Below are 13,161 nucleotides of genomic sequence, written 5' to 3'. Positions count from 1 at the left end.
GGCAGACCGAAGAAGGGGGAGAGGCCGGGCATCATGGCCCTGATGCGCCAGATGGTCATGAGATAAGAAGGGAAAAACGAGAAGTGGTGTTGAAGGACACCATCATTATTTTTCGGGGGTGCTGGTGAAGTGTTGGATGAGCGTCAGGAGTCGTTCACCATAATCTTAACGAAAATTCCATCAGAGCCGATATAAATATCTCCTTCACGGAAGAATTCGTCATTTTTCATCTTGGAGACGTCGATGTTTTTGAGGAGATTTGTTCTATTATCACTCTTCGTATCTTCTCCGAGTTCCCACTCTCTCACCTGCTCGAATACATCCTTTGCGATACCGATGCAACAACATTTTTTACAGGAGGGGTCGCAGAGAATTTTTTTATAGAGAAATTTCTTGGTTTTCGATGTATCAGAATCTTTAGCAGAGTCTTTAAAGAATTCATAGAATGGCTTATAATAAAATTTCTGGATACCCCGCGGCGTTACATCAATTTTTATCGATTCTTTGGCTACATCCTCGGGATCATGGAGGTCAACAGAAAATGAAGAGCGCAGATACGTTATACAATAGTTCTTTGTGATCTTTGTTTCTCCATGTACACTTTCAACAACGCCAATCTGATTCTTGTATTGTTGTCTCAGACTACTCCATGCAGTTCTCTGGAGGCCCTTTGCTTCAATAACATGCCATCCCTCGCCGAGGACTGGATCGTCTCCATAACCAACAAGATCAGGCAGAGATTTCGTATTGGAGGGAGTAACCTGCAATGCCCCGCTCACCTTCATCAAACGGGCATGAGCCATCCAAGGGGCACGAAGAACCTGATCCGCTGCTAGTTTTGCAAATGTCATTCCCGTCCAGTACGAAAGAACTCCTTTTTCACTCGGATCGAGGGTATGATAACTATCTCTCAGTTTAATTTCATTATTCTGGAAATCCACGACAGAAAGGATGGCAAACCATTTTTGGAGGGCAAACGCTGGTGTGTCCAATATATTCTGGGTAAAGGCCACAGGGGATGGTGCGCCGACGGTCAGTGCTGCCCACAAGAGAGCGGACTCTGAACAATTGAGATGATCGACATTATTACGATCGATAGAAACATTGTTTTCATCCAACCAGCGGAATGGAATCTCCATGTACGCTCTCATGATCCATACCCTCTATTTCTAAAATAATGATTTTTCAAACCTCTCACGAAATTTACATTCTTCTATTATACCTGATTGTGGTGGAGTTCGATATCCTATCCTAAATTATCTTCGATATCGCTTTTGATCAGCGGTACGCAATGCTGTGCAGTAATCCTATCAGTGATCTCCATATCTCCGTCGAAGATTCCCAATGCTGCTGTTTTTCTTAATCTTTATGCAGATTTTTCAAGATATTCAAGCAATGGGAGTCGGTTCGACCCAGCATGGATGAATATCCTGCCAAAAAAGAAAGAGTAGAGATCTCTACCCGATCACCACATACGCGAGCACCGACAGCAAAAACGCCACCAGCAGCACCGCAAGGGAGAGGGGCGGTATGAAGATGAGCATCGCGTTCACCGTGCTCGCAAGTTCCGAGATACGGTTCGACCCGAAGACCAGCACGTCCTGGCACCACCCCGTGGCCGCCGCCACCTTCGCCTCCGCCAGGTCGTCGACCGCCGCCCGCACCGCCTCGGCCGCATAGGGCGCGAGCGTCTCCGGCGGGACACGGAGGCCGACCGGGTTCTTGCCGCTGATCGTGTTCACGCTGTGCGAGTCCGAGGTCATCACCTCGCACTCGTCCACAAGACCCCGCACCGCCTCGAAGACCGCCGGGCGGAGGGCCTCGACCGTATTGTTCCCGTCGAAGAGGATATATGCCGTCTTCTGCCCGGCACACTCGACGACCAGGGCCTGGACGCCGATGTCGCCGATCCCCTGCTCGCGCGTGAACGGAAGGACGACCCGCCCCACACCTGCCCTGAAGGAGTGGACGGCCCTGCCCGCCGCCTCCGTGATCCCCTTCCCGGCCGCGGCGAGGTAATCGTTTCCGACCGCCGACCCGAGATGGACAGGGGACGCCACCTCTGCCATGCAGTTGTGGGCATCAACAAAGGCGCAGTGCGCGAAGTGGCAGTGGGCCTCGGCCATCACCGTCATCCCGATCGCAAAGTCCAGGTCCTCGGTCTTCTGCGGCCAGCGCGTCGAGACCATCAGGAGAGCGTCGCCGAGGGGCTGGCAGAGAACCTCCACGGAACCGCTGCCCGTACGATACGACCGCCCGGCGAAGGACGCATACCTGGCCCCGTCGAGGGACTGACGCATCGCCGAGATGATCTTCTCCGCCTCGGACTCGGAGACCAGGTTGAAGTCATGGGTCGAACACCCGTGGGCCGTGAGCACCTCCTCCTCGAAGGCGTCGTGGATCGACCGGGTCAGCATGCTGCCGCCGATCTCGCCCATCGGGCCGGGATGGACATTCGGGACCGTGAAGAGGATCTCCTTCTTCCCCTCCCGCCTGAAGGCGAGAGTCGCCTGCGGGACAGAGACCTCCTCCCCGATCTCCTTGAAAAAGTCCTCCATGCTCTTCGAACCATCGGTCATGTGCTCGATGAAGGTGTTGATGAAGTTGAACGCGCTGATATGGAAGGCCTTGTTCAGCGGCCTCTCGACAAACCAGACGAAGAGCAGGCACCCGAACCCGAAGACCAGGTGGAGGACCACACCGAGGACCAGGTAGCCCGGCCCGAAGGGAATGCTCGCAAAGATGATGCCGAGAGCGCTCTGCGGCAGCGCCGGGAGAAAGACGCGGGACAGGCGGTAGTCGGCAATCGCCGCCATGACAAGCAGCCTGATCGCGAAGACAAAGCCCATCGCTATCGCGAAGGAGAGGGGGAGCAGGTCGGCGTATCCGACGACGACCGGCAGCACCGTGATGATGATCGCAAAGACCGTCCCTGCCGCGGCAAGCAGGGCGGAACGGTTCCAGGTGATCATCTTTCCCCTGCTCCGGATCAGGGGCCTGGTGAGGAGAGTCGCCAGGACCGCCGGGAGGGTGAATGCAAGGGTTCCGAAGAAGGGGTGGACCCAGCCGGCCCTGAAACTGGCCGCATCGATGAGGAGACCGAGGATAATGATGATCCCGAGGGACCTGGGCCATGACGGGGCAGTGAAGATGTACCGGGAGAGCCCGGCCATCCTCACGTCGCTGCCCGTATCTGTGTCGTTCATGCAAATCCCTTGAGGATCAGTTCGTGCCGCCCTGCCTCCGACCTCCGTTCGCCCGAGGCGTAGGTGAGCGGGCGGGAGAAGAACGGTGCATTGAGGGTGAGGGTCTCGTATTCACCTCCCTCCCCCGCGGGATTGATACGGTAACGTTCTTCAAGGGCGAGGAGGCGGTCCACCGTCGCTCCGTCGATGTGCGTGCCGAGGAACTCCTCGGTGAGCCCTTCGGCGGCGCAGACCACGATGATGGCGTCGAGGCGTGCCGCCACCTCGCGGAGGAGAGCGGCATAGTCCATGTGCCAGAGGGGAGCATAGAGACGGACACCAAGGCGCCCCGCGATCGCCTCCAGGCGGGAACGCTGGTACGTCGAGGCGACCGCGCCGGTGATCAGGCCCTCGATATCGAGGTTTGCAAGACCCTCTTCCATTTCAAGAGTCTCTTCCTCTTTTTTTCCGGCCGATGCAATCTCGTAGTACTCCATGCCCGCCACCTCTGCCATCACGCGGACGGCGTCGAGGTTTGCCGAGTGGAACATGTACGAGTGAGGGTTCGCCGGCCTGACAGTCACCAGAGTCGTCACCTCAAGGCCGGCGTCGATCGCCTTCTGGACCGCAAGGACCGAGTCCTTTCCCCCTGATGTCAGCGCTGCCCATGCCAATGTTATGCCTCCTTTTCGATGGGTCCGAAATACTGCGCGTGCCGCCCGGCCATCCTCTCCCAGGTCGGGAGATTGGTCTGGCACCCGACCTGCTCGACGACGAACGACGCTGCCGTCGTCCCGATCGTGCAGCAGCGGAGGGGTGCGTACCCCCGCTGGTACGCGGAGAGGAAACCAGCCCTGAAGGCGTCGCCGGCCCCTGTGGGGTCGGCCATCTTCACCCGGATCGCGGGGACCATCTGCTTTTCGCCGCGGACGCAGAGCATGCACCCCTCGGCGTCCATCGTGATGACGGCGATCTCCACCCTCTGTGCCAGGTCGGAGACGCTTGTCCCGAGCACCTCGGCCATCGTCGCCGCCTCGTGCCTGTTCGCAAAGAGGATGTTGATATTGTCGAGGATTGTCTCGAACTGCTCCCGCGAGTACTTCAGGATGTCCTGACCCGGGTCGAAGGACGCAAACTCGCTCTTCTCCGCGACCCTGACATTGAAAGACGGGTCGGCCGTCGCCATATGCACGAACTCAAGTACCGGGGCATCGGCCTCCGCAAAGACCGCCGAAGCCCCCCAATCGAAGTAGGTGATCTGGTCGCCGGCAAGGTCGTTGAACATGAAGGCTGTCGCCGTCGGCCGGTCAGGGACAAAGAAGAACCGGCGTTCAATACCGAGTTCTTCCATCCGCCTCTCGTACGCGCTTCCCGGAAAATCAGACCCGACCGCGCTCACCAGGGTGCACCGCTCGCCGAGAGTGGCGATGCCTGCCGCGATGTTTGCCGCCCCGCCGCCAAAGAAGATATGGTGGTCAAGGGTGTAGGTGGAGGTGTGTTTCTCGGGAAAACGGGGTACCCTGCAGATGTGGTCGATTGCTGTATGGCCGACGACGCTGATCATGACTCCTGCACATCCGTCACTTTGAGCGGCACCGTACCCAGTGCCCTGCCGATGACCGACTTCGCAATCCGTGTTGCGTGTTCGGTGGACTCGGCGTTGAAGACCTTCATTTCAAGGGTAAGGCCCACAAGGGCCGTGTTGGCCACGACAAGCGCGCAGTTCAGGTCTTCTTCGCAGAACGGGCACTGGATCGATCCTGCTTCGACCTCGACAAACTTTGCCGAGGGGTTGAGACGCTTCCCTGCCTCGCTGATCGCTATGCCGATGGCGTCGTCAAGGGACTTGACGTCCTTGACGACCCATGCAGATTCAAGTGTAACGCAATAATCGGTCATGATATTACCAGGTCTCTGTGTGCACGTGCTCGCCGACCGGCATCCTTTCTGTCCGTGCGGCAGGGACTGCACCCTTCCCGACCGCAAGGAGCGAGATGGGGCGGATATGGGCCGGCATGTTCAGCACTTCCCGCACCGCATCGTCATCAAACGCCCCGGTCCAGCAGGACTGAAGGCGGAGGGCGTGCGCCGCGAGCATCATGAATGTACAGGCAATGGTTGCGTCCTCAAGAGCATAAAGAATGCCCCGCTCCCCGTAGCGGGACATCGATCTGACATAGTTGGCGCAGATCACAAAAATGACCGGCGCTTTTTCGATATGCTCCTGGCCGAATGCCGCTTCGGCAAGGGCTTCGCGCTGGTCCTCGGACCTGACGACGATGACGTCCCATGCCTCCCTGTTCCCGGCGCTCGGCGCCGCTGACGCGGCCTTCAGGATTGAGGATATCTCCTCTTCGGTGACGGGTTCGTCCCCGTACTCCCTCACCGACTGGCGGGACTCAAGGAATGCGAGGAATTCAGAGGAGTCCATGTGCGGCGAGCGCCTCCCAGGACTCCTGAGCAACGGTTGTGGTGGCAGAGACTGCCTCTGCGACTTTCGGTATCGCCTCGTCGAGGTTCCCGCCCTCGACCATGGATATCGTTGCATTCAGGGCCTTGACAGCCTTCTGGAAAGATGCGTGGTGTGTGCTCTCGCGGGCGAACTCGATCTCCGACCTGATCCCCTCGAGCATGAGGAGCACCATCTTCTTTCCACCTGCCTTCTCAATCTCGGAAAATCCGGTCAGGCCGGCAATAAGTTTTGAAGCGAGAATCAGTTCTGATTTCGCTCTTTCGCCGTACTGATAGTTCAAAACAGCAGTCTTTGGATCCATACAATGAATGGATGCCGGAGATATAAAAGATGATTCGGGAGGTGATCCCGCTGATTATCTCGACTTCTGCTTCACGCCCAGTGCCGAGACCTTTGCACGCGCCATGCGCCTGCGGATCTTGGGGTCGGCAACTTTCGGCTGTCCACGGGCACCGCCCCTGCCGCCGCGACGCGGGCCTCCCCGGCCGCGTCCCTGCTGGCGTTCTGCCTGAGCGACGATCTTTCTGAGTGCTGCTGCCGCCTTAAAGCGCTGGTTCGGTCCCGGCTTCTTGAAAGTCGCCTCTTGTGCTCTGACCAGGCGGATCTTGCCTGCGACATTCTTCACCTGTGCCCAGGTGGTGGTTCCTGTTTTTCCCATAATCGAACTCCCTATATATTTACTCAGCCGGTGGTTTAAAGATGTTGCTCAGATCACCCGCGAAATCTCGGACCTGAGCACCTCACTCACCTTCTTTCCGTCGACTTTGCCGCGGGCCTCGTCCATGACAAGTCCCATCAACGGGCCGAGGGCACGCATGCCCTTCTCCCTGACGAATTCCATTCTCTCCGCGACGATCTTCCTGGCGATCGCGGTGAGTTCTGCGTCGGAGATGCCGCCGGCGTGGCTCTCGATAGCCTGTGCCGTGGCTGTTCCGGCTGCGATCTCGGTGAAGATCTCGGGGATCGCCTCCTTGGCGACCCCTTCCCTCTCCACGGCGAGGAGGACAGCGAGCACGTCGTCGTCCGTGATCTTTTCGACGGCGATGCCGTCACGCGCCAGTTCCTTGAGGGTGGCCAGGATCGTCCGTGCGGCCAGGTTCGGCCTGATGCCGGCGTCGATCGCCGCCCTGAAGAGGGGCAGGCTTTCCGCGTAGGCGACCTGATGGGCGACGGCCGGGTCGAGGCCGAGGTCGCTCTCGAAGCGCCGTGCCAGATCGGAGAGGAGTTCGGGCACCCTGACCTCCTCCCAGAGGGCGTCGGTGATCGCCACAGGGAAGACGTCGGTCTCCGGGTACATCCGTGCGGCGCCGGGCAGGGGCCGCATGTACGCCGTGCTCCCTTCTTCGAGCATCTTCCTCGTCTCCTCGGGGATGCCCTCGAAGGCGAGGCGGGCGCGGTGCTGCGCCTGCTTCACGCCGCATGCGGTCTTCTCCTTCGAGCCCGAGACCAGGATGACCGCATCCTCGTCGGCGGCGCCGAGGTGCTCGCGCAGGCGGGCCACCTCCTCCGCGGTCACGCCGTAGGCCGGGAGTTCGTCGGTGTGGAAGAGGCCGCCGAGACCGCACTTCTTCACGTAGTCCGAGATCTCGGAACCGAGCCTCCTGCCGGGCTGGATCTCCCGGCCGACCAGGCCCGCGAAGCCGGGGAGGACGAACGCCCTGATCATCTTCGCCTTCTTCAGGATCGAGGACTGTGTCCCGGCAAAGAGGGGGGTGACGTCATAGGTCTCCTCGCCGACCGAGGCCTGGCGGGCGCGGAGTTCGTCGCGGATCGCGAGCAGGTTCGTCTGTCTCTGCGCCTCGCGGCGGACGACCTCGGCGATGAGGTCGAGTTCCTGCACGCCCTTGATCTCGACCCGCGCCCCGTCCCTGATCGAGACATTGATGTCCTGCCTGATGGTGCCAAGGCCCCTCTTCACCATGCCGGTGGAGCGGAGGACCATGCCGATGTACTCGGCCGTCGTCTGCACGTCCTCGGGGGTGTACATGCAGGGGGAGGTGGTGATCTCGACGAGGGGGATGCCGAGGCGGTCGAGGGAGAAGGTGTCCCCTTCGACGCGCTGGGCCGCCTCCTCCTCCAGGCAGATCGTCTCGACTTCGCCGCCGTTCGGCAGGACGCCGCCCACGGCGACGAGGGCCGTCCTCTGGAAGCCGCTCGTGTTCGAGCCGTCGATGACGAGTTTGCGCATGGTGTGCACCTGCTCGACAGGGTGCATGGCGAAGGTCTTCGCCACCTGGAGGGCGATGCCGAGGGCCTCCCTGTTCATCGGCGCGGGCGGTTCCTCGTCGTTCTCCACGAGGCAGGTGGTCGGGTAGGTGAGGTAGTGGAACTGCCGCCTGTCCATCATCTCCTCGGCCGCCGCGCGGTCGATCTCGCCCATCTCGGAGACGGTGGCGTGGAGGTACCGGAAGAGTTCGCCTGTGTGCTCCTCGGTCTTCTGGAGAGTCGTCGGGCAGTGGCAGAAGAGTTTCTCCGCGGTGTCGAGTTGCTGGTGGATCTCGATGCCGGCCTTGAGGCCGAGGGCTTTAAAATCCATAGTCTGACCTCCTCCTGATCTCGCCTTTCAGGTTGGTTGTCATCATCTTCCCTGCCTTTTCCTGGTCTTTTTCGTTCCCGAGCACCCACATCATCTTGGTGAGGGCGGCCTCGGGGAGCATGTCCTCGCCCTCGATCACGCCCGCGGCGAGGAGGTCGCGGCCCGTGTCATAGACCCGGTCGCAGACCCGGCCGTTGAGGCACTGAGAGGTCATGACGACGGTCGTGCCGGCGTCGACGAGGTCTTTCAAGGCCCCGATGCAGGGGGTGGAGACATGGCCGAGGCCGGTGCCGGCGATGACGAGGCCCTTGTAGCCCTCGTACGCCCGGATCATCTCGGGGGCCATGCCCGGATAGAAGTAGAGAAGGCCGCAGCGCTCTTCGAGGCTGTCCCTCAGCACGGGTTCGGTCTCCCGCCGCCGCACCGCCTCGTCGGAGAGGGTGACGGCGAGGGACGGGTAGGCCACGCTCCCGAGCGGGGCCATGTCCAGGCTCTGGAAGGCGTCCCTCCGGGAGGTGTGCATCTTCCGCACCCGCGTCGCCCTGTGGATCGCGCAGGCGTCGTCGTTGGTGGTGGCGTGCATCGCCACCGCCACCTCGCCGAGGTCGCTCCGTGCGGCCGCCGCGGCGCAGAGGCCGTTCATGATGTTGTCGCTGCTCGGGCGGTCGGCAGAGCGCTGGGAACCGACAAAGACCACCGGCACCGGGGTGTCGAGCATGTAAGAGACGGCGGAGGCCGAGTAGGCCATCGTGTCCGTGCCGTGTGTGACGATGACGCCCTCGGCGCCGTCCTTGACCGCCGCGTGGATTGCCCGCGCCAGGTCCTGCCAGATGCGGGGGGTCATGTTCTCGGAGAGGATGGTGGCGAGCACCTCCGAGCGGTACCGGGCCAGGGAGGAGAGGCCGGGGATCGCACGGAGGATGTCGTCCGCGGTGAACTGGCTGGTCACCGCGCCTGTCCGGTAGTCGATCCTGGAGGCGATCGTCCCGCCTGTGGAGATGATCGCAAGTGCGGGGAGGGAGTCGTCCTGCGTGACGACGGGCGCCGCCGGTGTCGCCGGTGCCCCGGCCGCCTTCACGAGGGTGCAGCCCGCCCTGTCCACGCCGATGTTGTAGCCGCTCTTCATCTTGAGGACCGCCATGCCGTCGCGGTCCGTGATATAGGTCCCTTCCACCGGGTGGCCCCGGCAGGACGCGGCGACGAGGTCGCCGGTCGCGAATGTCTCACTCATGCTCTGCCATCCTCTCTGCTTCTGCAATCAGCCGGGTGACGGCCGTATTCTCGGCCTCCCTGCGGGAAGAGACGAGGGCCATGTCGGCCGCAAGTTTTTCCTTCCTCTCGGTGCAGGCCCGCCCGGTCTCCGCCGGCGCCGGGCCGCCGATGGCCCCGCGTTCGGCGACGGAGACAGCCGGGTCGAGGGCCGCCGCGATCCTCATCCCGGTGAGGCCGCGCTCCCTGAGGGAGAGGCCTGCAACCTCCTCTGCCGCCGCCTCCAGGGTGGGGAGGTCGAGGGCGCCCATCTTCACGGCCCTGCCGACGATGGAGTGCGCCGTCCTGAAGGGGAGGCCGAACTCCCGCACCATCACGTCGGCGAGTTCGGTCGCGGTCGAGAAGCCCTTCCCCGCTTCCTCGGCCATCCTCTCGGTGTTGAAGGTGGCCGTCCTGATCAGGCCGGCGAGCACGACAAGACACTCCTCGGCCGCCTCGACGCCCCGCCAGAGGTGGGGGGTGAGTTCCTGGAGGTCGCGGTTGTAACTCATCGGCAGGCCCTTCGTGATGGTGAGGGCCGAGACGAGCGCCCCCGCCACCGTCCCGGTCCTGGCACGCATGATCTCAGCGGTGTCCGGGTTCTTCTTCTGGGGCATGATCGAACTCGTCGAGGAGTAGCCGTCGGCGAGGGTGACGAACCTGACGAAGGCGGTGCTCCAGATGACCATCTCCTCGCAGAGGCGGCTTGTCGTCGCGGTCATGGCCGCACAGGCGGAAAGGGCTTCGAGGGCGAAGTCCCGTGCCGAGACGGCGTCCATGGAGTTGCCCATGGGGCGGTCGAAACCGAGGAGGCTTGCCGTGTACTCCCTGTCGATCGGGAACCCCGTCGAGGCGAAGGCGGCCGCACCGAGGGGGCACTCGTTCAGCCGCACATATGCGTCGGCGAAACGGGCGAAGTCGCGGGAGAGCGCCTGCTCGTAGGCGAGGAGGTGGTGGGCAAGGGTCGTCGGCTGGGCATGCTGGAGGTGGGTGAAGCCCGGCATGATGGTGGAGAGGTGCGCGCCCGCCGTCTCCAGCAGGACTCCACGGAGAGTGCAGGTCTCCTCCATCAGGGCGACGAGTTCCCGGCGCAGGCGCATCCTGATGCAGGTCGCCACTTCGTCGTTCCGCGACCTGGCCATGTGCAGGCGGCCGCCGAATTCTTCGCCGACGCGGGCGATGAGCATCGCCTCTTTGCCCGCGTGGATGTCCTCGAACCGTTCGTCATAGGCCTCGGCCGGGATGCCGTCCCGGTAAAAGCCGAGGAGGGCGCCCATCAGCGCATGTGCCGCCTCCCTGTCGATGATACCCTGTTTCCTGAGCATCAGAAGGTGGGCCATGTCCACCAGCACGTCCATATCGGCGATCCAGTGATCGGCCGTCATGGAGGAGAGGAAGTGCATCACCTCTTCCGGGCGGTCGTCACTGAGTCGGCCCCGCCGCACCAGATCGCGTTGCATTGTAGGGAGGGTGGGGTTTTAGATGAAATGAATCTGTGGGGACGACCGAAGGGCGTCGAGAAAATCTATGATTTTAGAGGGCCGAACGAAGTGAGGTCAAGAAGATCGTTAGGTCTTCGCTGAACGAGCGTCAGCGAGTTCAAGAATATCTCTGATTTTCGCTGTGCGAGCAGAGCGAGCATGAGACAGACGGTGGTGTAGTCCCCCGTTACCCGCTATCGATCCAACGCCTTCCCCGAAAACCCAGAGCGGGGGCAAGCCCCCTGATCCCCAAATAAGGATCGGACGGAGGAAGATAGGACGGAGATCCTGAGAGGGGAGATTGCCATTCCACCCCCTATTATAATCGCATTTTCATGCTAAAGCAAAGGTGTGATACCATACCCACGACGAATCCACCTTCTGCTGCTCCGAAGAGTAAACCTGTGATGACCCGTTTGATATTTGTGCTCTCATAAACCGTAAGCAACTGTACAAAGCCATCAAAAACCATCGGTAGTATTAATCCAATACCAATTAAAGAGATTAAGATCCACGAATATTGCAGTTTTCTGAAAGAACGAGGTAAAAATATATTCAATGCCTCAAAAAATTTACCATGAGACTGAACCACTAATGAGTAACCGAATATTACTGTCATCCCGATTAAAATACCCAAGCAACGTGCACAGAGAGGAAGATAATTCCCCCATATTTTAAACGATCTGCTTGGTTTTTGGTGACAAAAGACTCCCCCAATTGTGTAGATATTGGACGCAATACTGGCAGGAATACTTTTAATCCCAAGACCATTTGATTGAATAAAAATCATCTCATTTTGAAAAGTATTGGCACCAATGAGAATGGGAGCGATGAACTGCAGAACTAAGAATGTCAGAAAAATTAAAAAAAATGCAGATATTATATTTCTGAAAGATAGAACAGAACTGAGTTTCATAATAATAATACAATTTAACTGAGTAAAAATCTAACCATCCGAACGTATTCAAAAAAGTATCCCACTATATTATCTCAAAATTGGATCTATCGCTGAGAATTTCAGTTTCCTCATCATGGTTCATAAAACCTATTTTCTCCTAAAAACCAGACCGATTCTTGGAAATTCCCTTTTCAAATATTGCCATATTAATTTGCCAGATTAACGGTGTCAGATATGTGATATCACTTTGGCTAATTTAATGGGGCAGCCAAACAAACCTCCCTCATTAAGTAATTATTAATCAACAAATTCAAGAAAAAGGATTGAATAAAGGATCAAAATCAATATAAATGTGCAATATACAATACTATTTTAAAAGGGGATATTATCCCTGGAGTAATGAAAGTGCTTACTACGAAAACACTATTACTAATGACATTGACGGGGGTCTTACTCGTTGCTATACTCACAGCAGGTTGTTGTTGTGCTACCACTGGTATTACAGAGCCAACAAGTAGTCCTGAACTAACAAATCAAGAAGCAATCAACGATGATAATGACTACATTACAGTAAACCTCTGTAAAATTGATCCAGAAAATGCTGATTACTGGAAAAAGCATGACATATACATTTGTGACTCTCCAGAGAGAACGCATGTTGTCGATAAGATTCCCGCAGCGGGGAATGTAAGAGTAAAAATTATCGATACTGCGACGTATGAAGGAAGGGTCTATTATAAGATCTCGTATGATGGAGGAAAGGGGTGGGTTTCAAAACTCATGCTTACTGGTTCTGAATAAGTCCCTTTCAAAATCTTTTAGTTTTACATGAGCACGGATCTTTTTTAAACCATATATTAGACCGATGCGATTTTTTATTCCAAGAACTATTTTGATTAATTATCAAAAGATTTCATCCCACAACTCTGGTTTACCAACAAATGAAGAGTGGATAGATGAATTAAAAACATTTCGTTAGACTTGATTGAGTTTAGGGGCAATTAATGGGGAAAAATACAAGGCATTTTTTCGTGCACAGAAAATTTAGAACTTTTTCTTGACAGTGGGATCTTTGACATTTCTGAATCTTGATTCTGAGCGAAGCCCATCGATACTCTGGGCCTCGCTAAAGCATCATATCAAGACTACCGCGATAACCTCTCACATCCACGCCTTCCGCGCCGCCGTCTCGATGGCGCGCTGGACGCTGTCCTTCGGGATGATCGTCGTCACCGGGATGCGGACGAGGTGCTCGATGGTGGACGATGCGATAGGGGCGCAGACGATGGCGAGCGCCCCCTCGCGCTCGGCACGCACCGCGGCGATGAGGGTGTCCTCGA

Annotated in this window: 13 protein-coding genes; 1 reads left to right on the top strand and 12 read right to left on the bottom strand. The window is 58.2% G+C overall.

What is annotated here, in order from left to right:
• Window positions 1-143: 143 nt before the first annotated feature.
• The 12 genes from PHP59_RS08060 to PHP59_RS08005 form a co-directional block, all read right to left on the bottom strand.
• Complete coding sequence (locus PHP59_RS08060) at window positions 144-1,139, bottom strand: hypothetical protein (RefSeq protein ID WP_300165820.1); 996 nt, start codon at window positions 1,137-1,139, stop codon at window positions 144-146.
• Between the two features lie 318 nt (window positions 1,140-1,457).
• Window positions 1,458-3,206, bottom strand: coding sequence for a DUF2070 family protein (locus PHP59_RS08055; RefSeq protein ID WP_300165818.1), 1,749 nt, complete (start codon window positions 3,204-3,206; stop codon window positions 1,458-1,460).
• Window positions 3,203-3,859 (bottom strand): diphthine--ammonia ligase, encoded by a 657-nt coding sequence (locus PHP59_RS08050; protein WP_300165816.1) that lies wholly within the window; start codon window positions 3,857-3,859, stop codon window positions 3,203-3,205. The genes PHP59_RS08055 and PHP59_RS08050 overlap by 4 nt, the downstream gene beginning before the upstream one ends.
• 2 nt (window positions 3,860-3,861) lie before the next feature.
• A complete protein-coding gene (locus PHP59_RS08045; protein ID WP_300165814.1) occupies window positions 3,862-4,749 on the bottom strand; it encodes a carbohydrate kinase family protein in 888 nt (295 codons plus the stop codon).
• Complete coding sequence (locus PHP59_RS08040; protein WP_300165812.1) at window positions 4,746-5,084, bottom strand: DUF555 domain-containing protein; 339 nt, start codon at window positions 5,082-5,084, stop codon at window positions 4,746-4,748. Before PHP59_RS08040 ends, PHP59_RS08045 begins: the two co-directional genes overlap by 4 nt.
• A gap of 4 nt (window positions 5,085-5,088) precedes the next feature.
• The gene (locus PHP59_RS08035; RefSeq protein ID WP_300165810.1) at window positions 5,089-5,616 is read right to left on the bottom strand and encodes a nitroreductase family protein; all 528 of its coding nucleotides are present in this window, start codon (window positions 5,614-5,616) and stop codon (window positions 5,089-5,091) included.
• Window positions 5,603-5,959, bottom strand: coding sequence for a hypothetical protein (locus PHP59_RS08030; protein WP_300165807.1), 357 nt, complete (start codon window positions 5,957-5,959; stop codon window positions 5,603-5,605). Before PHP59_RS08030 ends, PHP59_RS08035 begins: the two co-directional genes overlap by 14 nt.
• Window positions 5,960-6,013: 54 nt before the next feature.
• Window positions 6,014-6,316 carry a DUF5350 family protein gene (locus tag PHP59_RS08025; RefSeq protein ID WP_300165805.1) on the bottom strand — a complete coding sequence of 101 codons (303 nt, stop codon included), beginning with the start codon at window positions 6,314-6,316 and terminating at the stop codon, window positions 6,014-6,016.
• A gap of 48 nt (window positions 6,317-6,364) precedes the next feature.
• On the bottom strand, window positions 6,365-8,194 hold the full coding sequence (gatE, locus tag PHP59_RS08020; protein ID WP_300165803.1) for a Glu-tRNA(Gln) amidotransferase subunit GatE: 1,830 nt from the start codon (window positions 8,192-8,194) through the stop codon (window positions 6,365-6,367).
• Window positions 8,184-9,425, bottom strand: coding sequence for a Glu-tRNA(Gln) amidotransferase subunit GatD (gene gatD, locus PHP59_RS08015; RefSeq protein WP_300165801.1), 1,242 nt, complete (start codon window positions 9,423-9,425; stop codon window positions 8,184-8,186). The genes gatE and gatD overlap by 11 nt, the downstream gene beginning before the upstream one ends.
• Window positions 9,418-10,902, bottom strand: a complete 1,485-nt coding sequence (gene argH / locus PHP59_RS08010) for an argininosuccinate lyase (protein ID WP_300165799.1) — start codon at window positions 10,900-10,902, stop codon at window positions 9,418-9,420. Before argH ends, gatD begins: the two co-directional genes overlap by 8 nt.
• Before the next feature lie 340 nt (window positions 10,903-11,242).
• Window positions 11,243-11,839, bottom strand: a complete 597-nt coding sequence (locus tag PHP59_RS08005) for a DUF2085 domain-containing protein (protein WP_300165797.1) — start codon at window positions 11,837-11,839, stop codon at window positions 11,243-11,245.
• 381 nt (window positions 11,840-12,220) lie between these two features.
• Between PHP59_RS08005 and PHP59_RS08000 the strand changes: the two genes are divergently transcribed.
• Entirely contained in the window at window positions 12,221-12,622 is a 402-nt protein-coding gene (locus tag PHP59_RS08000) for a hypothetical protein (protein ID WP_300165795.1), read from the top strand.
• Window positions 12,623-13,161 lie beyond the last annotated feature (539 nt).

The sequence above is a fragment of the Methanofollis sp. genome (assembly GCF_028702905.1).
Taxonomy (GTDB): Archaea; Halobacteriota; Methanomicrobia; order Methanomicrobiales; family Methanofollaceae; genus Methanofollis.
The sequence above is the reverse complement of the archived record's forward strand: the minus strand, read 5'-3'. Positions and strand labels throughout refer to the sequence as shown.

Excerpts from the sequence above, each read along its gene's own strand:
- PHP59_RS08060 (WP_300165820.1), bottom strand. The coding sequence starts at position 1,139 with ATGGAGATTCCATTCCGCTGGTTGGATGAAAACAATGTTTCTATCGAT.
- PHP59_RS08055 (WP_300165818.1), bottom strand. The coding sequence starts at position 3,206 with ATGAACGACACAGATACGGGCAGCGACGTGAGGATGGCCGGGCTCTCC.
- PHP59_RS08045 (WP_300165814.1), bottom strand. The coding sequence starts at position 4,749 with ATGATCAGCGTCGTCGGCCATACAGCAATCGACCACATCTGCAGGGTA.
- PHP59_RS08040 (WP_300165812.1), bottom strand. The coding sequence starts at position 5,084 with ATGACCGATTATTGCGTTACACTTGAATCTGCATGGGTCGTCAAGGAC.
- PHP59_RS08035 (WP_300165810.1), bottom strand. The coding sequence starts at position 5,616 with ATGGACTCCTCTGAATTCCTCGCATTCCTTGAGTCCCGCCAGTCGGTG.
- PHP59_RS08030 (WP_300165807.1), bottom strand. The coding sequence starts at position 5,959 with ATGGATCCAAAGACTGCTGTTTTGAACTATCAGTACGGCGAAAGAGCG.
- PHP59_RS08025 (WP_300165805.1), bottom strand. The coding sequence starts at position 6,316 with ATGGGAAAAACAGGAACCACCACCTGGGCACAGGTGAAGAATGTCGCA.
- gatE (WP_300165803.1), bottom strand. The coding sequence starts at position 8,194 with ATGGATTTTAAAGCCCTCGGCCTCAAGGCCGGCATCGAGATCCACCAG.
- gatD (WP_300165801.1), bottom strand. The coding sequence starts at position 9,425 with ATGAGTGAGACATTCGCGACCGGCGACCTCGTCGCCGCGTCCTGCCGG.
- argH (WP_300165799.1), bottom strand. The coding sequence starts at position 10,902 with ATGCAACGCGATCTGGTGCGGCGGGGCCGACTCAGTGACGACCGCCCG.
- PHP59_RS08005 (WP_300165797.1), bottom strand. The coding sequence starts at position 11,839 with ATGAAACTCAGTTCTGTTCTATCTTTCAGAAATATAATATCTGCATTT.
- PHP59_RS08000 (WP_300165795.1), top strand. The coding sequence starts at position 12,221 with ATGAAAGTGCTTACTACGAAAACACTATTACTAATGACATTGACGGGG.